The 21,655-nt window shown below is 66.2% G+C and carries 19 protein-coding genes and 1 other RNA gene; 13 read left to right on the top strand and 7 right to left on the bottom strand.

Features of this window, described 5'->3' with window-relative positions:
- Positions 1-24: 24 nt before the first annotated feature.
- Positions 25-588, bottom strand: coding sequence for a nucleotide exchange factor GrpE (grpE, locus tag ACNFIA_RS29215; protein WP_259757418.1), 564 nt, complete (start codon positions 586-588; stop codon positions 25-27).
- A 197-nt stretch (positions 589-785) separates the two neighbouring features.
- On the opposite strand from grpE, the gene recN reads away from it, so the two are divergent.
- Positions 786-2,462 (top strand): DNA repair protein RecN, encoded by a 1,677-nt coding sequence (gene recN / locus ACNFIA_RS29210; RefSeq protein ID WP_259757419.1) that lies wholly within the window; start codon positions 786-788, stop codon positions 2,460-2,462.
- Positions 2,463-2,611: 149 nt separating this feature from the next.
- On the opposite strand, the gene fur is transcribed toward recN, so the two are convergent.
- On the bottom strand, positions 2,612-3,016 hold the full coding sequence (gene fur / locus ACNFIA_RS29205; protein WP_009613072.1) for a ferric iron uptake transcriptional regulator: 405 nt from the start codon (positions 3,014-3,016) through the stop codon (positions 2,612-2,614).
- Between the two features lie 96 nt (positions 3,017-3,112).
- Here fur and ACNFIA_RS29200 point away from each other — a divergent pair, with 96 nt between their 5' ends.
- Positions 3,113-3,649 (top strand): outer membrane protein assembly factor BamE, encoded by a 537-nt coding sequence (locus ACNFIA_RS29200; protein ID WP_259757420.1) that lies wholly within the window; start codon positions 3,113-3,115, stop codon positions 3,647-3,649.
- Positions 3,650-3,720: 71 nt separating this feature from the next.
- Here the strand turns inward: ACNFIA_RS29200 and ACNFIA_RS29195 are convergent, their stop codons facing one another.
- Positions 3,721-4,029, bottom strand: a complete 309-nt coding sequence (locus ACNFIA_RS29195) for an RnfH family protein (RefSeq protein WP_416790561.1) — start codon at positions 4,027-4,029, stop codon at positions 3,721-3,723.
- Entirely contained in the window at positions 4,022-4,456 is a 435-nt protein-coding gene (locus ACNFIA_RS29190; RefSeq protein ID WP_259757423.1) for a type II toxin-antitoxin system RatA family toxin, read from the bottom strand. The genes ACNFIA_RS29195 and ACNFIA_RS29190 overlap by 8 nt, the downstream gene beginning before the upstream one ends.
- 164 nt (positions 4,457-4,620) lie before the next feature.
- Here ACNFIA_RS29190 and smpB point away from each other — a divergent pair, with 164 nt between their 5' ends.
- A complete protein-coding gene (gene smpB / locus ACNFIA_RS29185) occupies positions 4,621-5,100 on the top strand; it encodes an SsrA-binding protein SmpB (RefSeq protein WP_017518965.1) in 480 nt (159 codons plus the stop codon).
- Between the two features lie 44 nt (positions 5,101-5,144).
- On the opposite strand, the gene ACNFIA_RS29180 is transcribed toward smpB, so the two are convergent.
- A complete protein-coding gene (locus tag ACNFIA_RS29180; protein WP_259757424.1) occupies positions 5,145-5,921 on the bottom strand; it encodes an FCD domain-containing protein in 777 nt (258 codons plus the stop codon).
- Between the two features lie 355 nt (positions 5,922-6,276).
- Between ACNFIA_RS29180 and ACNFIA_RS29175 the strand changes: the two genes are divergently transcribed.
- From ACNFIA_RS29175 to ssrA, 10 genes are all read left to right on the top strand, one after another.
- Positions 6,277-7,953: a lactate permease LctP family transporter gene (locus tag ACNFIA_RS29175; RefSeq protein WP_416790559.1), complete on the top strand. Its 1,677-nt coding sequence runs from the start codon at positions 6,277-6,279 to the stop codon at positions 7,951-7,953.
- 155 nt (positions 7,954-8,108) lie between these two features.
- Positions 8,109-9,254 (top strand): FMN-dependent L-lactate dehydrogenase LldD, encoded by a 1,146-nt coding sequence (gene lldD / locus ACNFIA_RS29170; protein ID WP_416790558.1) that lies wholly within the window; start codon positions 8,109-8,111, stop codon positions 9,252-9,254.
- Positions 9,255-9,428: 174 nt separating this feature from the next.
- Positions 9,429-12,245, top strand: a complete 2,817-nt coding sequence (locus ACNFIA_RS29165) for an FAD-binding and (Fe-S)-binding domain-containing protein (protein ID WP_416790555.1) — start codon at positions 9,429-9,431, stop codon at positions 12,243-12,245.
- A gap of 245 nt (positions 12,246-12,490) precedes the next feature.
- Entirely contained in the window at positions 12,491-13,168 is a 678-nt protein-coding gene (locus tag ACNFIA_RS29160; RefSeq protein ID WP_416790553.1) for a response regulator, read from the top strand.
- Between the two features lie 8 nt (positions 13,169-13,176).
- A complete protein-coding gene (locus ACNFIA_RS29155) occupies positions 13,177-14,568 on the top strand; it encodes a sensor histidine kinase (protein ID WP_416790550.1) in 1,392 nt (463 codons plus the stop codon).
- An 83-nt stretch (positions 14,569-14,651) separates the two neighbouring features.
- Positions 14,652-14,918, top strand: coding sequence for a hypothetical protein (locus ACNFIA_RS29150; RefSeq protein ID WP_259757433.1), 267 nt, complete (start codon positions 14,652-14,654; stop codon positions 14,916-14,918).
- Between the two features lie 151 nt (positions 14,919-15,069).
- The gene (locus tag ACNFIA_RS29145; RefSeq protein WP_416790547.1) at positions 15,070-18,354 is read left to right on the top strand and encodes a carboxyl transferase domain-containing protein; all 3,285 of its coding nucleotides are present in this window, start codon (positions 15,070-15,072) and stop codon (positions 18,352-18,354) included.
- Between the two features lie 399 nt (positions 18,355-18,753).
- A complete protein-coding gene (locus ACNFIA_RS29140) occupies positions 18,754-19,767 on the top strand; it encodes a sodium:calcium antiporter (protein WP_416790544.1) in 1,014 nt (337 codons plus the stop codon).
- Between the two features lie 86 nt (positions 19,768-19,853).
- Positions 19,854-20,531: a type 1 glutamine amidotransferase domain-containing protein gene (locus ACNFIA_RS29135; protein ID WP_259757436.1), complete on the top strand. Its 678-nt coding sequence runs from the start codon at positions 19,854-19,856 to the stop codon at positions 20,529-20,531.
- Positions 20,532-20,605: 74 nt separating this feature from the next.
- Positions 20,606-20,963, top strand: a transfer-messenger RNA (tmRNA) gene (ssrA, locus tag ACNFIA_RS29130).
- A gap of 85 nt (positions 20,964-21,048) precedes the next feature.
- Here ssrA and ACNFIA_RS29125 read toward each other — a convergent pair.
- Together ACNFIA_RS29125 and ACNFIA_RS29120 are read right to left on the bottom strand one after the other, a co-directional pair.
- Positions 21,049-21,297, bottom strand: coding sequence for a DUF6953 family protein (locus ACNFIA_RS29125; protein WP_416790542.1), 249 nt, complete (start codon positions 21,295-21,297; stop codon positions 21,049-21,051).
- A gap of 7 nt (positions 21,298-21,304) precedes the next feature.
- Positions 21,305-21,505, bottom strand: a complete 201-nt coding sequence (locus ACNFIA_RS29120) for a YodC family protein (RefSeq protein WP_416790540.1) — start codon at positions 21,503-21,505, stop codon at positions 21,305-21,307.
- Positions 21,506-21,655: the final 150 nt, after the last annotated feature.

The raw sequence follows: 21,655 nt of genomic DNA, 5'->3' as shown, positions 1-21,655 counted from the left end.
CAGATGGGGACCGGGTGGTGGATTTCAAGCCTTCTCGTCGATCGAAGGCGGAGTTTGTTCCGGCGCCTTGCTGACCACGACCATGGCCGGGCGCAGCAGACGACCGTTGAGCAGGTAGCCCTTCTGGAACACCTTGACCACGCTGCCCGGCTCGAGACGCACGCTCTCTTCCATGGCCATGGCCTGGTGGTGTTCGGGATTGAACGGCTCGCCGTGCGGGTCGACCGGCTCGAGGCTGTAGCGCTTGAGGGTGTCGTGGAACATCTTCAGCGTCAGCTCGATGCCTTCACGCATCGGCTTGATCGCCTCGTCTTCCGGGTTCGACATCTCCAGCGCGCGCTCGAGGGTATCGACGATCGGCAGCAGGTCGCCGGCGAACTTCTCCAGGGCGAACTTGTGTGCCTTTTCCACGTCCTGCTCGGCACGGCGGCGGACGTTCTGCAGCTCGGCGACAGCGCGCAGGCTCTGGTCCTTCGCCGCGGCTACCTGTTCTTCCAGTTCCAGCACGCGGGCGTTCAGGTCCCCGGTAGCGCCGGTGTCCGGCTGCTCGTTGAACTGGGAATCCTGAGTCTGTTGTTCGTCAGACATGCCACTCTCCTAAAAAGAAAATAAGCCTTTGAAAACAAGGCGAACCCAATGGTCCGCGGCTCTGCCGTGTATATGGGGCGCCTTTGCGCCACTTCAAGGGCTGTCACCTCAAGGCAGGCCGGCAGGCGACGAGGGAGAATTGCCAGCCGCAAAAAATACTGTATAAATAACCAGACATTTCTACGGAGCCGCCGCCCATGCTGGTTCACCTGTCTGTGCACAACTACGCCATCGTCGAGCACCTCGATCTCGAGCTCGCCGCCGGCATGACCGTGATCACCGGCGAAACCGGCGCCGGCAAGTCGATCATGCTCGACGCCCTCGGCCTCGCCCTGGGCGACCGCGCCGACAGCGGCGTGGTACGCCCCGGCGCCGACAAGGCCGACATTCTCGCCAGCTTCGATGTCAGCGCGATTGCCGAGGCCCGCGACTGGCTCGCCGAGCGTGACCTGGAGCACGACGGCCCATGCATCCTGCGCCGGGTGATCACCGCCGAGGGCCGCTCGCGCGCCTACATCAATGGCTCGCCCTGCCCGCTGGGCGACCTCAAGCACCTGGGCGAGCTGCTGATCGATATCCACAGCCAGCACGAGCACCAGTCGCTGCTCAAGGCCGACACCCACCGCCGCCTGCTGGACGAGTACGCCGGCAGCCAGGATCTGGCGCGCCAGGTTCACCTCGCCGCGCAGCGCTGGAAGCAGACCCGCCAGGAGCTGGACCGCCTGTCGCGCAACGGCGAAGAACAGCGAGCCCGCCACCAACTGCTCAGCTATCAGCTGGAGGAGCTGGAAAACCTCGGCCTGGGTGACAACGAACTGGAGTCGCTGGAAGCCGAACACAAGACCCAGAGCAACGCCGGCAGCCTGATCGCCGCCTGTCGCCAGGTGGTCGAGCTGTGCAGCGAAAGCGACGCCGGCAACGTGCTGTCCGCGCTGACGTCCAGCCTCAACCGCCTCACCGCCTTCCAGAGCCAGCCGGCCGCACTGGGTGAAGCGGTGAATCTGTTGTCCAGCGCACAAATCCAGGTCGAAGAGGCCATCGGCGAGCTGAACCGCTTCGTCGATCATTTCGACGCCGACCCGATGCGCCTGCAGCAACTGGAAGAGCGCATGGACGCCATCTACAGCCTGGCGCGCAAGCACCGGGTGCAGCCCCATGAACTGCAGGACCTGCAACAGCGCCTGCTGGACGAACTGGAGGCACTGAACGCCGACGACGAAGCCGTGGAGCGCCTGGGCGACGAATTGGCCGCCTACGCCCGCCACTACCAGGAAAAGGCCGCGGAACTCAGCCGTCTCCGCCAGGACGCCGCACCGAAGCTGGCCAAGGCCGTGGAAGTGGAAATGCAGCGGCTGGGCATGCCGGGCGGACGCTTCGCCATCGAGCTGCGCGAGTCCACGGCGGACGAGCCGCAGGTCAATGGCCTAGAGCAGTTGGAATTCCTGGTCAGCGCCAACCCCGGCCAACCGCTGAAGGGCCTGGCCAAGGTTGCCTCGGGGGGTGAGCTGTCGCGTATCAGCCTGGCGATCCAGGTAATCACCGCGCAGACCTCGCGCATCCCCACGCTGGTCTTCGACGAAGTGGACGTGGGCATCGGCGGCCCCACCGCCGAAGTGGTCGGCCAGCTGCTCCGCCGCCTCGGCGATCGCGGGCAGGTGCTGACCGTCACCCACCTGCCGCAAGTCGCGGCCCAGGGCCACCAGCACCTGTTCGTGCACAAGGACCGCGACACCAGCGAGACCCGCACCGCCGTGGCCAATCTGAAAAAGGCCGAACGCATCGAGGAAATTGCCCGCATGCTCGGCGGCGTCGATCTGACCAAGGAATCCCTGGCCCACGCCCGCAAGATGGTCGATTCGGCCGTCCAGAGCTGAGAAATAAACCTGTAGGAGCGAGCTTGCTCGCGAACCGTGCAACTCCGGCTCTGCCGGAAGCTCCGTTCGCGAGCAAGCTCGCTCCTATCTAAAAGCCGCACAAACGAAAACGGCGACCCGAGGGTCGCCGCTTTTGCATCTGCGTGCGCTTACTTCTTCTTGCGCACGTAGAGCACCAGGTTGTGATCGACGAGCTCGAAGCCGCGCTCCTTGACGATCTCCTTCTGGCGTTTCTCGATTTCCGAGTCCATGAACTCGATGACTTCGCCGGTATCGACGCAAACCATGTGGTCATGGTGACCGCTGTCGGCCAGTTCGAAGACGGCATGGCCGCCATCGAAGTTGTGGCGCACCACCAGGCCGGCGGCTTCGAACTGGGTCAGGACGCGGTAGACAGTCGCCAGACCGACGTCTTCACCTGCCTCCATCAGCGCTTTATATACATCCTCTGCGCTCATGTGGCGCTGCTCGGCGGAATCGAGCATCTGGAGGATCTTGACGCGCGGCAGCGTGACCTTGAGTCCGGCTTTGCGCAGTTCGCTATTTTCAACCATGTGTGCTTTCTCGGCGCGGAATGCTTCGCAGCATCTCTCAATACAGGTATGATCGGGATTTCGTCGCTCAGCCAAGATAGTGGAAGTCACCCCTTGATGCAAAACGCCAAGCTCATGCTGACCAGTCTCGCTTTCGGGCTGGGACTCGCCGCACTCGCCGGTTGCTCGTTCCCGGGGGTCTACAAGATCGACATCCAGCAGGGCAACGTTGTAACGCAGGACATGATAGACCAGTTGAAGCCCGGAATGACCCGGCGCCAAGTGCGGTTTATCATGGGCAACCCCCTGATGGTGGACACCTTCCACCCCAATCGCTGGGACTACCTCTACAGCATCCAGCCCGGCGGCGGTCAGCGTCAGCAGGAGCGCATGAGCCTGTACTTCGGCGAAAACGACCAGCTGATCGGCCTCAACGGCGACTTCATGCCCGGCGTCAGCCGCGACGAGTCGATCCTCGGCAAGGAAGGCGGTGCCACCACCACGCCGGCGCAACCGACCCAGCAGCAGCCCGAGCAGCCCAAGGAAGAACCGGCCAAGCCCGGCTCCGTGGAAGAGCAGATCCAGAAGGAAGTCGACCAGGTGGAAACCGTGCCGATCCCGACTCCGGAACCGCTGGACAAGAACCCGCAGTAACGGGTTCACGCCCACGAAAAAGCCCGGCCAATGCCGGGCTTTTTGTTGCCTGCGATTTCAGCGCAGGCGGACTAACCGCGCGCCGCCCTGGCTCGGGCCGCGCGCTGCTTGCGCACTTCCTTGGGATCGGCGACCAGCGGACGGTAGATTTCCACCCGCTCGCCCGCTTCCAGCACCCGCTCCTCGGGCCTGGCTACCACCTTGCCGAAGATGCCCAGCGGGCAGCCCTGCACATCCAGATCGGGAAACTGCCCGGCAATACCGGACAATAGCACCGCCTCGCGCACCCGCGTGCCGCGCGGAACGCTGAGGCGCAGCAGGACCTGCCGGTGCGGCAGGGCGTAGACAACCTCGATGGCGATGCTCGCGGATTCAGCCATGCAGCTGCTTGGCGCGTTGGCAGAAGGCGTCGACCATGGTGTTCGCCGCCTGGGTGAACAGCGGGCCCAAGGTGGCTTTCACCAGAGCGCCGGCGTAGTCGAAGGTCAGGTCGAGGGAAATCTTGCAGGCCTTGTCACCCAGGGCCTTGAAGGTCCAGACGCCGTGGAGCTGGGTGAACGGGCCTTCCTCGAGATTCATCTCGATGCTCTGCCCCGGCACCAGCACGTTGCGGGTGGTGAAGCGCTGGGTGAGGCTGCCCTTGGCCACGGTCAGCTCGGCGCGCATGGCGGTCTCGCTTTCCTCCAGCACGGTGGAGGCGGAACACCAGGGCAGGAACTCCGGATAGCGCGCCACATCGTTGACCAGGTCGTACAGCGCCTTCGCCGGATAGGGCAGCAGCGCCGAACGCTGGATATGCGTGCTCATAGATTTCTCGCTTTGTGTTGTGGGGCATCTGACCGCGATCGATGCCCGCCGATCAAAAAAACAGCGCGCATTGTCCGAGATTAGCCACACACCCTCAAGCTTGCATGCCGTCGCACGCTGTCCTGATAGCGGCGCGGCGAGCGACTCCCTATAATGCGCGGCCTATGGCTAAACAGAAAAAGCACCCTTCGGGGACCATCGCGCAGAACAAGAAGGCTCTGCACGACTACTTCATCGAGCAGCGCTTCGAGGCGGGCGTCGCCCTGGCCGGCTGGGAAGTGAAAAGCCTGCGCGCCGGCAAGGCGCAGCTGGTGGACAGCTACGTGCTGCTCAAGGATGGCGAAGCCTGGCTGCTGGGCAGCCATATCACGCCGCTGACCACTGCCAGCACCCACGTCATCGCCGACCCGGTGCGCACGCGCAAGCTGCTGCTGCACAAGCGCGAGCTGGGCAAGCTGTTCGGTGCCGTACAACAGAAAGGCTATGCCTGCGTCGCCCTGTCGATGTACTGGAAAAAGCACCTGATCAAGTGCGAGATCGCACTGGCCAAGGGCAAGAAAGAGTACGACAAGCGCGGCACCGAGAAGGAGCGTGACTCCGACCGGGAAATCCAGCGCGCCATTCGTCACGGCAAGGACGACTAAGCCCTTCTGCGCCTTCCCGCGCCCTCCTGCGAGGGCGTGGCCGATCAGGCGTCCGCCGCGCCCTGGCGTCGCTGTGCCCGTTGCAGGCGCAACTCCTTCGCCTGCACCTCGGCCAGCACTTCCTGCACGTAGTCGATGTGCCGCTGGGAAATTTCCCGCGCCGCTTCCGCGTGCCCGCCCACAATTGCCTCGTACAACTCGCGGTGCTGACGCATCAGCTGCTCGCGGGTTTCGTCGCGCTGCGCGTACATCCCGCCGATGTTGGTCACCACGTTGCGCTTGAGCAGGTCGAACAGGCCGCGGATGGTGTGCAGCAACACCGCATTGTGGCTGGCTTCGGCAATCGCCAGATGGAAGGCGGCATCGGCCGCGCCCTCCTCCGCCCGACTGACCTTGCCGTGGCGCTGGTAGCAGTCCTGCAGGGTGTCGAACGCCTGCGTCAGCCGCTGGTGATCCACCTCGGTGGCACGTTGCGCCGCATAGAAGGCGCAGGAACCTTCCAGGGTGTGGCGAAACTCCAGCAGGTCGCGCTGCGCTTCCGGATTGCTCTCCAGCAGGTGCAGCAGCGGGTCGCTGAACATCGAGCCCAACCCTTCGCTGACATAGTTGCCACCGCCCTGGCGGCTGACCAGGAGCCCCTTGGCGCCGAGCTTCTGGATTGCCTCGCGCAATGACGGTCGCGACACGCCGAACTGCTCGGCCAACACGCGCTCGGCGGGCAGCCGTTCCCCGGCCTTGAGGGTGCCTTCGAGGATCATCGCCTCCAGCCGCTCGACGATGTCGTCCGACAGACGGCGTTGCTTGACCTGACCAAAACTCATGCGGGTGAACTCCCCTGGCTATCGTGCTCCGAGCCGCATTCTAGAGCGCGGCGTATACGGTACGGAGCAGCCAGCCCCGTACCGCCGCCGCCCCCAGCTTCGCACCGTCCCACCTCACGCTCTCGACAAAAGTCGCAGGGCAGCAAATTGACATGCCGCCAGCAGGGCTTTTACCCTGAGCGCTCGGCTTTGTAAATTGGTCATACCAATTTACCGGAAACCGAATCGAACGACAACAGTTCACGAAAAATCAGCCGCGATCAGTCGACCGACCTGCCCAGGCGCCACAAGCGCATCGGAATCGCCCGACCGGCAACCAGGCCCTCCACCCAAAAACAATTAGGGAGCCAACCAGATGCAAACCTGGCAGCAGATCTACACCCCGCTCGGCAGCCTCGGCCTGTCCGCGCTGGTCGCCGTCATTCCGATCGTGTTCTTCTTCCTCGCCCTCGCCGTGTTCCGCCTCAAGGGCCACGTCGCCGGCAGCATTACCCTCGCCCTCTCCATCATCATCGCCATCGCCGCCTTCGGCATGCCCGCCGACATGGCCATCGCCGCCGCCGGCTATGGCTTTGCCTACGGCCTGTGGCCAATCGCCTGGATCATCGTCGCCGCGGTGTTCCTGTACAAACTCACGGTCAAGAGCGGCCAGTTCGAAGTGATCCGCAGCTCGGTGCTGTCGATCACCAGCGACCAGCGCCTGCAGGTGCTGCTGATCGGCTTCTCCTTCGGTGCCTTCCTCGAAGGGGCGGCGGGCTTCGGCGCGCCGGTGGCGATTACCGCCGCCCTGCTCGTCGGCCTGGGCTTCAACCCGCTGTACGCCGCGGGCCTGTGCCTGATCGCCAACACCGCGCCGGTGGCCTTCGGCGCCCTGGGCATCCCGATCATCGTGGCCGGCCAGGTCACCGGTATCGACGCCTTCAAGATCGGCGCCATGACCGGCCGCCAACTGCCGTTCCTGTCGATCCTCGTGCCGTTCTGGCTGGTGTTCATGATGGACGGCTTCAAGGGCGTGAAGGAAACCTGGCCGGCCGCGCTGGTCGCCGGTGGCAGCTTCGCCATTACCCAGTACTTCACCTCCAACTTCATCGGCCCGGAACTGCCGGACATCACCTCCGCGCTGGTCAGCCTGATTTCCCTGACCCTGTTCCTGAAAGTCTGGCAGCCGGCCGGCGAGCGTGAAGTGGTCGCCACCGCGGGCGGCGCCGCCGTGTTGGGCGGCAACGGCCCGCGCGGCGCCGAACCGACGCCCTACAGCTTTGGCGAAATCCTCAAGGCCTGGTCGCCTTTCCTGGTGCTGACCGTGCTGGTCACGATTTGGACCCTGAAGCCGTTCAAGGCGCTCTTCGCGCCGGGCGGCGCGCTGTACAGCCTGGTGTTCAACTTCGCCATCCCGCACCTGGACCAACTGGTGGTGAAGACCGCGCCCATCGTCGCCAACCCGACGCCGATCGCCGCCGTGTTCAAGCTCGACCCCGTCTCGGCCACCGGCACCGCGATCTTCCTCTCCGCCGTGGTCTCGATGTTCATCCTGCGCATCGGCGCGAAAACTGGTCTGACCACCTTCAAGGAGACCCTGATCGAGCTGAAATGGCCGATCCTCTCCATCGGCATGGTGCTGGCCTTCGCCTTCGTCACCAACTACTCGGGCATGTCCACCACCCTGGCGTTGGTCCTGGCCGGCACCGGCGCGGCGTTCCCGTTCTTCTCGCCGTTCCTCGGCTGGCTGGGCGTGTTCCTGACCGGTTCGGATACCTCGTCCAACGCCCTGTTCAGCTCGCTGCAATCCACCACCGCGCACCAGATCGGGGTCAACGACACCCTGCTGGTGGCCGCCAACACCAGCGGCGGCGTGACCGGCAAGATGATCTCGCCGCAATCCATCGCCGTGGCCTGCGCCGCCACCGGGATGGTCGGCAAGGAATCCGACCTGTTCCGCTTCACCCTCAAGCACAGCCTGATGTTCGCCGCCCTGGTGGGTCTGATCACTCTGGCCCAGGCCTATATCTTCACCGGCATGCTGGTTCACTGACCGAGCGCTGATCGGCTGCGCGTCGGCGATACTGCGTTGGAAATGGCCTCGGGGTGCTCACCTACAGTTGTAGGCTCCGCTCCCTCGGCCATTTCCGCCTTGTCTCGCTCTAGCTCGCTCGATCCAAAACTTTTCTCTCAAAACGGAAGAGCCCAATGATCATCTCTGCCTCTACCGACTACCGCGCCGCAGCCCAACGCAAGCTGCCGCCGTTCCTCTTCCACTACGCCGACGGCGGCGCCTACGCCGAGCGCACCCTGCGCAACAACGTCGACGACCTGGCCGGCATCGCCCTGCGCCAGCGCGTGCTGAAGAACATGTCCGAGCTGAGCCTTGAGACGAAGCTGTTCGACGAGACGTTGAGCATGCCCATCGCCCTGGCGCCGGTCGGCCTGACCGGCATGTACGCCCGGCGCGGCGAAGTACAGGCAGCCCGCGCGGCCGCCGCGAAGGGCATCCCCTTCACGATGTCGACGGTGTCGGTGTGCCCCATCGAGGAAGTCGCCCCGGCCATCGACCGGCCCATGTGGTTCCAGCTCTACGTGTTGAAAGACCGCGGCTTCATGCGCAACGCCCTGGAGCGCGCCAAGGCCGCGGGCGTGAAGACCCTGGTGTTCACCGTGGACATGCCCGTGCCCGGCGCCCGCTACCGTGACGCGCATTCGGGCATGAGCGGCCCGAACGCGCCGCTGCGCCGGGTGTGGCAGGCGATGACCCACCCCTCCTGGGCGCTGGATGTCGGCCTGCTGGGCAAGCCCCACGACCTGGGCAATATCTCCCGGTACCGCGGCAACCCCACGGGGCTGGCCGACTACATCGGCTGGCTGGGCGCCAACTTCGACCCGTCGATCTCCTGGAAGGACCTGGAGTGGATCCGTGAGTTCTGGGACGGCCCCATGATCATCAAGGGCATCCTCGACCCGGAAGACGCCCGGGACGCGGTGAAATTCGGCGCCGACGGCATCGTCGTGTCCAACCACGGCGGCCGCCAGCTCGACGGCGTGCTCTCCAGCGCCCGCGCGCTGCCGGCGATTGCCGACGCGGTGAAGGGCGACCTGAAGATCCTCGCCGACTCCGGCATCCGCAACGGCCTCGACGTGGTGCGCATGGTCGCCCTGGGCGCCGACACCGTGCTGATCGGCCGCGCCTTCCTCTACGCCCTGGCGACCCACGGCGAAGCGGGCGTGAAGAACCTGCTGGACCTGTTCGAGAAGGAAATGCGCGTGGCCATGGTGCTGACCGGCGCCAAGACCATCGGCGAGATCACCCGTGACTCGCTGGTGCGCGAACTCGGACAGTAAGAACGATGCGCTTGTAGGAGCGAGCTCGCTCGCGAACCTGCCCAGCTCGATGCCCACCGGGTTCGCGAGCAAACGCGCTCCTACGAAAAGACCGTTTCCACAACGCGTTCAAATCAAAAGAACACCGATGGGCCGCCCAGCGGTCCACGCTCACCGATGATGACTGGAGCCGCCATGAGCCTCCCTGCCGCTTTCCTCGACACGGTAGAACACCTGATCCCCCGCGAGCGCCGCTTCGACGATCCGCTCTCGACCCTGGCCTTCGGCACAGACGCCAGCTTCTACCGGCTCATCCCCAAGCTGGTGATCCGCGTCGAGAGCGAAGACGAAGTCGCCAGCCTGCTCAAGTCCGCCCACGCCCACCAGGTGGCGGTGACCTTCCGCGCCGCCGGCACCAGCCTCTCCGGCCAGGCCGTGAGCGACTCGGTGCTGCTGGTGCTGGGGGACAACTGGAACGGCCGCGACATTCGCGACGGCGGCACGCAGATCCGCCTGCAGCCCGGCGTCATCGGCGCCCAGGCCAACGCCTGGCTGGCACCCTTCGGCCGCAAGATCGGTCCCGACCCGGCCTCGATCAACGCCTGCAAGATCGGCGGCATCGTCGCCAACAACGCCAGCGGCATGTGCTGCGGCACGGCGCAGAACAGCTACCACACCCTGGCCGGCATGCGCCTGCTGCTGGCCGACGGCACGCTGCTGGACAGCGAGCTGCCCGACAGCATCGCCGCCTTCCGCGATAGCCACGGCGCCCTGCTCGACCAGCTCGCCGCACTGGGCCGGCAAACCCGAGCCAATACTGAACTGGCCGCGAAGATCCGCCACAAGTACCGGCTGAAGAACACCACCGGCCTATCGCTGAACGCCCTGGTCGATTACGACGAGCCGCTGGATATCCTCACCCACCTGATGGTCGGCTCCGAGGGCACCCTGGGCTTCATCAGCGCAGTGACCTACGACACCGTGCCGGACCACCCGCACAAGGCCAGCGCGCTAGTGGTCTTCCCCGACGTGGAGACCTGCTGCAAGGCGGTGCCCGTGCTCAAGCAACAGCCGGTGTCCGCCGTGGAATTGCTGGACCGCCGCAGCCTGCGCTCGGTGCAGGACATGCAGGGCATGCCGGTATGGGTGAAGAGCCTGTCCGACGGCGCCTGTGCGCTGCTCATCGAATCCCGCGCGGCGACCCAGTCGCTGCTGCACGAACAACTCGCGCAGATCAGCGCCTCCATCGCCGAGTTCCCGGTGGAGAAGCAGGTCGACTTCAGCGAAGACCCGGTGGTCTACAACCAGCTCTGGCGCATCCGCAAGGACACCTTCCCGGCCGTCGGCGCTGTGCGCGAGACCGGCACCACGGTGATCATCGAGGACGTCACCTTCCCCGTCGAACAACTGGCCGAAGGCGTCCACCGCCTGATCGCACTGTTCGACAAGCACGGCTATGACGAGGCCATCCTGTTCGGCCATGCGCTGGAAGGAAACCTGCACTTCGTCTTCACACAGGGCTTCGAATCGCCCGAGCAGATCGCGCGCTACTCGGCCTTCATGGACGACGTCGCGCACCTGGTCGCGGTGGAATACGGCGGCTCGCTCAAGGCCGAGCACGGCACCGGGCGCAACATGGCGCCCTTCGTCGAGCTGGAATGGGGCCACGACGCCTACCAGCTGATGTGGCAGTTGAAGCGCCTGCTCGACCCCACCGGCATCCTCAACCCCGGCGTGGTGCTGACCGACGATGCGCAACTGCACCTGAAGAACCTCAAGCCGCTGCCGGCCGCCGACGCCATCGTCGACAAGTGCATCGAGTGCGGCTTCTGCGAACCGGTGTGCCCATCCAGAGGGCTGACCTTGAGCCCACGCCAGCGCATCGTCATGTGGCGCGACATCCAGGCCAGGCGCCGCGCCGGCCTCGACACCACGGCACTGGAACGCGACTACCAGTACCAGGGCATCGACACCTGCGCCGCCACCGGCCTGTGCGCCCAGCGCTGCCCGGTGAACATCAACACCGGCGAGCTGATCCGCAAGCTGCGCGGCGAACAAGCGCACCACGCCGGCACCGCCACCTGGCTCGCACGCCACTTCGCCACGGCGCTCAAGGGCGCGAAGCTCATGCTGCATGCCGCCAATGGCGCGCGCATGCTGCTGGGCGCGCCGCGCCTGGCGCGTCTCAGTGCCTCGATCAGCTATGCCAGCAAGGGCCGCGTGCCGCAGTGGACGCCCGCCATGCCGCAGCCGGTGCGCCTGGCCGCCCCACCGCAGCCTGTGGATAACGGCAAGCCGCGCGTCGTCTACCTCACCGCCTGCGTGTCCCGCGCCATGGGCCCGGCGGCGGCGGACGAGGAGCAGATGCCGCTGATCGACAAGACCCGCCAACTGCTGGAAAAGGCCGGCTACCAGGTGGTCTTCCCGGACAACGCCGACAACCTCTGCTGCGGCCAGCCGTTCGCCTCCAAGGGCTACCGGCTGCAGGCCGACGCCAAGCGCGACGAACTGCTCGCCGAACTCCTGCGCGCCAGCCGTGGCGGCCTCGATCCGATCTACTGCGACACCAGCCCCTGCACCCTGCGCCTGGTGCAGGACCTGGCGGACGAGCGGCTGAAGATCTACGACCCGGTGAAGTTCATCCGCACCCACCTGGTCGAGCGCCTGGACTTCCAGCCGCAGGACAAACCGGTGGCCGTGCACGTCACCTGCAGCACCCAGCACCTGGGCGAGAGCCAGGCGCTGATCGACCTGGTCAAGCGCTGCACCCGCGAGGTGGTGATCCCCGAGGGCATCCACTGCTGTGGCTTCGCCGGCGACAAGGGCTTCACCACCCCCGAGCTGAACGCGCACTCGCTGCGCACGCTCAAGGACGCGGTGCAATACTGCGAGGAAGGCGTCTCCACCAGCCGCACCTGCGAGATCGGCCTGTCCGCCCACGGCGGCATCGACTATCGCGGCGTGGTCTACCTGGTGGATCGCGCCACCCGCGCCACGCAGCGCTCTTCGTAGGAGCGAGCTTGCTCGCGAACCGAGGCTCGCCCGATTGCACGAGACGAAGCGAAGCCGCGATGTTCGCGAGCAAGCTCGCTCCTACAGGTCCCGGCCCGCGTAGGAGCGGACTCCGTCCGCGATTGGCCGCAGGCGGCGCCAACCCGGCCACTTTTCTTAACCCCTCGTTAAGCGATCGCTGGCACCCTCTGCCCGAACCGGATGGCGCCAGCTATCCTGCTGCACAGGCCGGTGAGGGGACCACGATGAGAATTCTATTGGCAGAAGACGACCAGTTGCTGGGCGACGGCATTCGCGCCGGGCTCGGTCTGGAAGGCGACACCGTGGACTGGGTGAACGATGGCGTGGCCGCCGAACAGGCCCTGGCCACCGACGAGTTCGACCTTCTGGTGCTCGACCTCGGCCTGCCGCGCAAGGACGGCCTGGAAGTGCTGCGCAGCCTGCGCCGCCGCGGCGACCTGACCCCGGTGCTGATCCTCACCGCGCGCGACAAGGTGGCCGACCGCGTGGCCGGCCTCGACGCCGGCGCCGACGACTACCTGACCAAACCCTTCGACCTCGACGAACTGCTCGCCCGCGTCCGCGCCCTCACCCGCCGCCACACCGGCCGCGCCGCGCCGCTGCTGCAGCATGGCGAACTGGCGCTGGACCCGGCCACCCACCAGGTCAGCCTGGCCGGCGTACCGGTGGACCTGGCGCCCCGCGAATACGCGCTGCTGCGCCTGCTACTGGAGCAGCGCGGCAAGGTGCTGTCGCGCACCCGCCTGGTGGAAGCGCTGTACGGCTGGGACGGCGACCTGGAAAGCAACGCCATCGAAGTCCACATCCACCACCTGCGACGCAAGCTGGGCAACGGCCTGATCCGCACCGTACGCGGCATCGGCTACGGCATCGACCGCCCCGACGGCGCGCCCCAGTCTTGAGCGGCAGCGTGCGCCGCGCCGGTTCCATCAGCCGCCGCCTGCTGCTGACGCTGATCGGCGGCGTCACCGTGCTGTGGCTGGTGGCCGGCCTGTTCACCTATCACCTGACCCGAGAACAGGTGAACCGCCTCTACGACCAGGACATGATCGACTTCGGCCAGGCCGCGCTGAGCCTGGTCGACGTCGCCGACGCCATCGACCCGCAGTCCAGCGACGCCATGGAGATCCTCGCGCGCAGCCGCAAGGCGATCGAAGGGCTGCCGCTGATCCGCCGCGAAGCCACGCTCGGCTATGCCATCTGGTACCGCGGCCAGCCCCTGCTGGCCACCCACAAACCGCCCAAGGGCATCGAAGCACAGCCACCGGGCTTCTCCGACCTGCTTGCCGGCGGGGTCAACTGGCGTGTGCTGCAGATGGCCACGTCGGGGCCCGACGAAGTACGCATCTGGGTCTTCGAGGACCTGCACTTCCGCCACAAGACCCTGCACCTGCTGTTGTTCAGCGCGCTGTTCCCGCTGCTGCTGGCGTTGCCGCTGTTCGCCGTGCTGGTGTGGTTCGGCGTACGCCAGGGCCTCGCGCCGCTGCGCAGCCTGATCGAACAGGTGCACCAGCGCGGTGCCCACAGCCTGCACCCGCTGGCCCTGAGCCGCGCGCCGGTGGAGGTGCACAGCCTGGTCAACGAGCTGAACCTGCTGCTGGAGCGCCTGAACTCGGCCATGGAGGCCGAGCGCCGTTTGACCAGCGACGCCGCCCACGAAATCCGCACGCCACTGGCGAGCCTGCGCACCCACGCCCAGGTGGCGCTGCGCTCCTCGGACCCGGCCGCCCACGCCCACGGCCTGCAGCAGGTGAGCCGCAGCGTCGAACGCATCGGCGCGCTGATGGAGCAGATCCTCCTGCTGGCACGGCTGGACGCCGAAGAGCTGCACGAAATCTTCGCCCCGGTGAACCTGCGCCTGCTCGCCGAAGACGCCATCGCAGACCTCGCGCCGCACGCCATCGACAAACACATCGAACTCACCCTCGACAGCCAGGACGCCACCCTGCCCGGCGTCGCCGCCTGGCTCGGGCTGCTGCTCACCAACCTGGTCGGCAACGCCCTGCGCTACACCCCCGAAGGCGGCCGCGTGGCGGTCAGCCTGGAACAGGGCGTCGACCGCGTGACCCTCTGGGTGCGCGACAACGGCCCCGGCGTCGCCCCGGCCGAGCAGGCGGCCATCTTCACCCGCTTCTACCGCAGCCCCAGCGTGGCCAACAGCCACGGCAGCGGATTGGGCCTGCCGATCGTCAAGCGCATCGTGGAAATCCACCACGGGCGCATTTCCCTGCACGAAGGGCTGGAGGGCGCAGGCCTGGGCGTGTGTGTCGAACTCCCGGCTACCGCTGGGCACATACTCTGAACTCCCGCTAAAACCCCGCAGTCCACCCTGTACGGCCCGCTTGTTCGGCCCACGACAACGGTCAAGTTGACAGGAGTACTGCCATGAAACGTGCCGCCCTGATCATTACCGCCGCCCTGCTGGCGTCGCCGGCATTCGCCGCCGACCTGTGCAGTGACAATCTGCAGAAAGTCGATGACGCAGTGAAAACCGTCACCAACAACACCCAGGCCCAGGAACAGGCCATGCGTCTGCAGGAAAAAGCCGCCCAGGCCCAGGCCGCCGGCGACACCAAGGCCTGCATCGCGCAAACCGAAAAAGCCCTGCAGCTGCTGAAGAAGAACGCCGGTGACGGCGGAGCCAACGGGTGATCCCCTGCGCGGCGGCCGGTCGCCTGGTCGGTCGCCGCTCATAACGCCCGCGAAGCCTCTGCCATTCGCAAGACCGCAGTTCGTTCCCCCGCCCCGCCCGCTCCCTAAGATGCAGTGATGCCCGACCACAAGAACCACAACCGGAATCGCCATGCCCGTCACCCGCCTGCTCATCGCCAACCGTGGCGAGATCGCCATCCGCATTGCCCGCGCCGCTGCCGAGCTGGGTATCCCGACGCTGGCGATCTTCGCCGAGGACGACGCCACCTCGCTGCACACGCGCCAGGCCGATCAGGCGACAGCCCTCAGCGGGCGTGGCGCCAGCGCCTATCTGGACCAGCAACGGATCGTCGAGATCGCCCTTGCCCACGGCTGCGATGCGGTCCATCCCGGTTACGGCTTCCTGTCGGAGAACGCTGAATTCGCCCGCCGCTGCGAAGCGGCCGGCCTGACCTTCGTCGGCCCGTCACCGGAGGTGCTCGAGGTCTTCGGCGACAAGGCCCGTGCCCGCGACCTGGCCCGCGACCACGGCGTGGCGCTGGCCGCCGGCAGCAACCGCGCCACCTCCCAGGAGGAGGCCGAGCGTTTCTTCCGCGAACTGCCGTCCGGCGCCGGCATGATGATCAAGGCCCTCGCCGGTGGCGGCGGGCGCGGCATGCGCGCGGTACGCAGCGTCGAGGAAATCGCCGAGGCCTACGCCCGCTGCCAGGCCGAAGCCCGCGCCGCCTTTGGCGATGATCGCCTCTACGTGGAACGGCTGATCCAGCACGCCCGCCACATCGAAGTGCAGGTGATCGGCGACGGTCGCAGCGTCAGCCATGTGTGGGAGCGCGACTGCACCCTGCAGCGGCGCCACCAGAAGCTGCTCGAAATCGCCCCCAGCCCCACCCTGCACCCGCGCCTGCGCGGTGCGCTGCTCAGTGCCGCCGTGCGCCTGGCCGATGCGGTGAACTACCGCGGCCTGGGCACCTTCGAGTTCCTGCTGGACGAGGACAGCGGCGACTTCGTGTTCATGGAGGCCAACCCGCGCCTGCAGGTGGAGCACACCATCACCGAAGCGGTGACCGGCATCGACCTGGTGCAGGCACAACTGCGCATCGCCGCCGGCGCCAGCCTCGCCGAGCTGAACCTCACACAGGCCGAGATTCCCCCGCCGCGCGGCCACGCCCTGCAATTGCGCATCAACCTGGAAAGCCTCGCCAGCGACGGCACGCCGCACCTGGCCTGCGGCACCCTCAGCGCCTACGAACCGCCCAGCGGCCCCGGCCTGCGCGTGGACGGCTACGGCTATGCGGGCTACCGCAACAGCGCCGGCTACGACTCGCTGCTGGCCAAGCTGATCGTGCACGGCAACAGCGGTTATCCACAGCTGGTGCAGCGCGCCTACCGCGCCCTCTGCGAGTTCCGTCTCGAAGGCGTGGCAAGCAACATTCCGCTGCTGCTCAACCTGCTGCGCCAGCCGGCGGTCGCCGACAACCAGGTCACCACCCGCTACCTCGAAGAGCACCTGCCCACGCTGCTGGGCGCCCAGGACCACGCCCACCCGCACCGTTTCTTCAGCCATGCCAGCGCCACCGCGCAAGCCCCGCGTAACCGCGAAGCGCCGGCCGGCAGCATCCCGCTGGCAACGCCCAGCGCCGGCGTGCTGGTGAGCCTGAACGTCGCCACCGGCGATGCCGTCGCCCTCGGCCAGATCATCGCCATCGTCGAGGCGATGAAGATGGAGTTCGAGGTAAAGGCCAGCGCCAGCGGCATCGTCCACAGCCTCGCCGCCACGCCCGGCGACAGCCTCGGCGAGGGCGACGCGCTGCTGTTCGTCGAGCCGGCGCAGATCGAAGCCCGGAAGGCCGAGGGTGCCGCCGCCGTCGACCTCGACGCCATTCGTACCGACCTCGCGGAAGTCCTCGAACGCCACGCCATCGGCCTCGACGAACGCCGCCCGAACGCCGTCGCCAAGCGCCACCGGATCGGCAAGCGCACCACCCGCGAAAACCTTGCCGACCTGCTGGATGAGGGCAGCTTCATCGAGTACGGCGCCCTGGCCATCGCCGCCCAGCGTCGCCGCCGCAGCGTCGAGGAATTGATCGCCAGCAGCCCCGCCGACGGCCTGGTCAGCGGCCTGGGCAGCATCAACGCCGCGCAGTTCGGCGACGAGAAGGCCCGTTGCCTGGTGCTGGCCTACGACTACACGGTGTTTGCCGGCACCCAGGGCGTGATGAACCACAAGAAGACCGACCGCATGCTGCACCTCGCCGAGCAATGGCGCATCCCGCTGGTGCTCTACGCCGAAGGCGGCGGCGGGCGCCCCGGCGATACCGACTTCGTTGGCGTGGCCGGGCTGGACAACATGAGCTTCGTCGGCCTGGCGCGGCTCTCCGGGCTGGTGCCGCTGGTGGGCGTGGTCTCCGGCCGCTGCTTCGCCGGCAATGCCGCGCTGCTCGGCTGCTGCGACGTGATCATCGCCACCCGCGACACCAGCCTGGGGATGGCGGGGCCCGCGATGATCGAGGGCGGCGGCCTGGGCAGGTTCGCCCCTGAAGAAGTCGGCCCCAGCGACGTGCAGAGCGCCAACGGCGTGATCGACGTGCTGGTGGAGGACGAGGCCGAAGCCACCCGCATCGCCCGCCAGTACCTGGCCTATTTCCAGGGCGACAGCGCCGACTGGCAGTGCGCCGACCAGCGCCTGCTGCGCCATGCGGTGCCGGAGAACCGCCTGCGAGTCTACGACATTCGCCAGGTCATCGAGCAACTGGCCGACAGCGGCTCGGTGCTCGAACTGCGCCAGCACTTCGCCGCCGGGATGGTCACCGCGCTGGTGCGCATCGAAGGCAAACCCTTCGGCCTGATCGCCAACAACCCCATGCACCTGGGCGGCGCCATCGACGCCGAGGCCGGCGACAAGGCCGCGCGCTTCATGCAGCTGTGCGACGCCTTCGACCTGCCGATCATCTCGCTGTGCGACACCCCCGGCTTCATGGTCGGCCCGGAGGCGGAAAAGACCGCCACTGTGCGCCACGTCTCGCGCATGTTCGTCACCGCCGCCAGCCTGACGGTTCCCTTCTTCACCGTCGTCCTGCGCAAGGGCTACGGCCTGGGCGCACAGGCCATGGCCGCCGGCAGCTTCCACGCCGCGCTGTTCACCGTCGCCTGGCCCAGCGGCGAGTTCGGCGCCATGGGGCTGGAAGGCGCGATCCGCCTCGGCTACGCCAAGGAACTGGCCGCCATCGAAGACCCGCAGGAGCGACAGAAGCTGTTCGACAAGCTGGTCGCCGCCGCCTACCGCAACGGCAAGGGTCTGAACATGGCGAGCTACCTGGAGATCGATGACGTCATCGACCCCGCCGACACCCGCCGCTGGGTGCTGCGCGGGCTGGCTTCGACGCCCAGGCCTGTCCCGCGCCAGGGGAAAAAGCGCCCACTGATCGATACCTGGTGACACCCGGGTTGAGCTGCCCGGCCAATCCGCTAGAATGCGCGGCGTCATTGGGGAGTAGCCGACCGTTCCGTGAACGGGGGCGACGTCAACACACTTGGCCCAAATCCATTGGCGATCGTGCGAGCTAGAGCAGAACTAGGCGAGAGAGACTGAGAAAGCGGAGTTTACGAATGTAAATGAGCAGTTATCAGTCGCTCTCAACGACGTTCTGCCGACGCGCAGCAGATCGTAGAGGGATTTCTGGCCATGGCGTCGCCAGCAACTTAGCCTGGCAAGACCTTTGACCACGTGATCTCCGCAACGGCCGGGGAGATGCGTGGTCATGGGTATTACACCGGCCGGGAGCTTCACCGTGATGCACCACCCCACTCTTCGCTCCACCCGCCTGGAGCCGCGCGCATGCTGACCTTCCTCCTCGAACTGCTCGGCATGCTGCTGGTGATCCTGATCGCCGCCGAACTCTTCACCAACGCCCTGGAACACTTCGGCGAACGCCTGGGGATTTCCGAAGGCGTCACCGGCTCGCTGTTCGCCGCGGTCGGCACGGCCCTGCCGGAAACCCTGATCCCGCTGCTGGCGTTGTTCGCCGGCACCAACAACGTCAACCTCAACGAGGAAGTCGGCGTCGGCGCCATTCTCGGCGCGCCGCTGATGCTCTCCACCCTGTCCACCTGCCTGATGGCCTGCGTCGCCTGGCGCGCCCGCGGCCTGCTCGGGCGCATCCGCCCGGAGCGCACCGGCCTGCAGCGCGACCTGAACTTCTTCCTGGTCGCCTTCTGCTTCGCCACCATCGCCATGTTCGTGCCCGCCGAATTGCGCTCCGTGCGCATCGCCCTGAGCGTGCTGCTGGTGCTCACCTATGTCGGCTACATCACCCTGACCCTGCGTGCCTCGCAGAGCCTGGTGGAGGACGGCCACGGCACCGAGGCCGACCACCACATGTACCTGTCGCGCATCGGCCTGCCGACCAACCTCGCCACCATCGTACTGCAACTGCTGCTGGGCCTCGCGCTGCTGGTGCTGGGCGCCAAGGGCTTCATCCACGGTGTGGAAGGCCTCTCGCACATCCTGGGCATCTCCGCCCTGTTGCTGTCGCTGCTGATCATCCCCATCGCCACCGAACTGCCGGAGAAGATCAACAGCATCCTCTGGGTGCGCCGCGGCAAGGACACCCTGGCCTTCGGCAACATCAGCGGCGCCATGGTCTTCCAGGGCACCCTGCTGCCCGCCATCGGCATCCTCCTCACGCCCTGGCAGCCGCGCATCGAAGTGCTCACCGGCGTGCTGATCACCCTCGGCGCAGCGCTCTGGCTACGGATCAACGCCCAGCGCAGCGGCGGCCTGCCCGTCTGGGTACTGCTGTTCAACGGCCTGCTGTACGCCGCCTATCTGGGCGTCACCCTGTCACGCTGACGCAGACGGCTCATTGCCTACACTGACAGTCCGGGCTGCCGTTTCGGCGGCAGCCGCTCGACCCGCAATACGCCGAAGGAGTGAGCATGAAAATCCTGGTAGTCCTGACCTCCCACGACCAGCTCGGCAGCACCGGCAAGAAAACCGGCTTCTGGCTCGAGGAGTTCGCCGCGCCCTACTACGTCTTCAAGGATGCCGGTGCCAGCCTGACCCTCGCCTCGCCCAAGGGCGGCCAGCCGCCGCTGGACCCCAAGAGCGACGAGGAAGATGCGCAGACCCCGGCCACCCGGCGCTTCCGCCAGGACAGCGAAGCCCAGGCCGCGCTGGCCAACACCGTGAAGCTCAGCGAGGTGAAGGCCGACGACTACGACGCGGTGTTCTACCCCGGCGGCCACGGCCCGCTCTGGGACCTGGCCGAGGACCGCACCTCGGTGGCGCTGATCGAAGCCTTCCACTCCAGCGGCAAGACCGTCTCCGCCGTCTGCCACGCCCCGGCCGTGTTCCGCCATCCACGCGGGCAGGATGGCCAGCCGCTGGTGCAGGGCCGGCACGTCACCGGCTTCTCCAACAGCGAAGAGGACGCCGTCGGCCTCACCGACGTGGTGCCGTTCCTCGTCCAGGACATGCTCAAGGCCAACGGCGCCCGCTACAGCAAGGGCCCGGACTGGCAGAGCCACGTCGAGGTCGACCGCGGCCTGATCACCGGGCAGAACCCCGCGTCCTCCGAGGCCGTGGCCGAAGCCGTGCTGAAATTCCTCAGCTGACAATGGCTTGCGCCGCCCCGGGTGGCTATCGGGGCGGCTTTGCCGTACAATCGCCCACGACCTTTCAAGGTTTTGGGGCCGATTAGGATTCGACGCCGGTAACAAAACTCGAGGGGCATGCCGAGTAGGTGACAGTTCTCGTAAATCAGCTGCCACAACTTTATAGTTGCCAACGACGACAACTACGCCCTAGCAGCCTAAGTGCCGCTAGCAGACCCTAGGGGATGCCTGTAAACCCGACGATTAGGTCTGTCATATAGAACAGGATCGCCGCCAAGTTCGCTGTAGACGTAACGGCTAAAACTCATACAGCTCGCTCCAAGCGCCCTGCCACTCGGGCCGCAAGGAGTTAACCTAATAGAGATGGCTAAGCATGTAGAACCGACAGCGGAGAACTGGCGGACGGGGGTTCAAATCCCCCCGGCTCCACCAAACGCAAACGATAAGCCCCTGATTTTCCTAGCGAATTTCAGGGGCTTTTTCGTTTCTGCTGCAAACTGTCGAAGAAATGTCGAGATTAACCTCTCGCGTCTCGACCAGGTTCATCCTCCGCTACGCGCCAACGCCAGTACCGATCAGGCTTAACCCAAACAACAGTCTGCTCAGTCGCAACCTTGAAGGCGTCCAAGAGCCGCCGCCCAACTACCAGGTTACCATCCGCGTTCTCGCGAAGTAGGCCCTCCGCGCTTGCCTTAACCAGGTAATCAACGACATCGTCCTGATAGATGCAACCGTCTCTTTCGAGCTGCGCGAGCATCCATTGCACGACCGTTTTAGGCTCCAACGGGCGCACCTACCGGAGCTACTTCCAGCGACTCCGCGGGGAAACGGCCATTCTCGAGTTTCTTGCCAGCAAACCACTGGCACGTGAACAGCCGACCGCCCGCATCTGGAAGGGTCTGGACCGTCATATTCGGCCCCCCGGACTTCAGCCTAACAATGTCACCAACGTTGAACGCGTGCTGCTTAGCCATGAGCTTCTCCTTTGCAATGGCATTTTGCCTTGATGCTACTGTGGCGTTTCACAAATAACACTCATATTTTTCGGCCTAGCGCCTCGGCTGCCCGGCCGACGCTCGCCAAGATTTCATCGGCCTTTCGGTGCCAGCGAAAGGGTCGAGGGT

It is taken from the genome of Pseudomonas sp. NY15437, assembly GCF_048068435.1.
In the GTDB taxonomy this organism is placed as follows: domain Bacteria; phylum Pseudomonadota; class Gammaproteobacteria; order Pseudomonadales; family Pseudomonadaceae; genus Pseudomonas; species Pseudomonas nitroreducens_B.
Note: the sequence above shows the minus strand (reverse complement) of the source record. Positions and strands in the feature narration are given on the sequence as shown.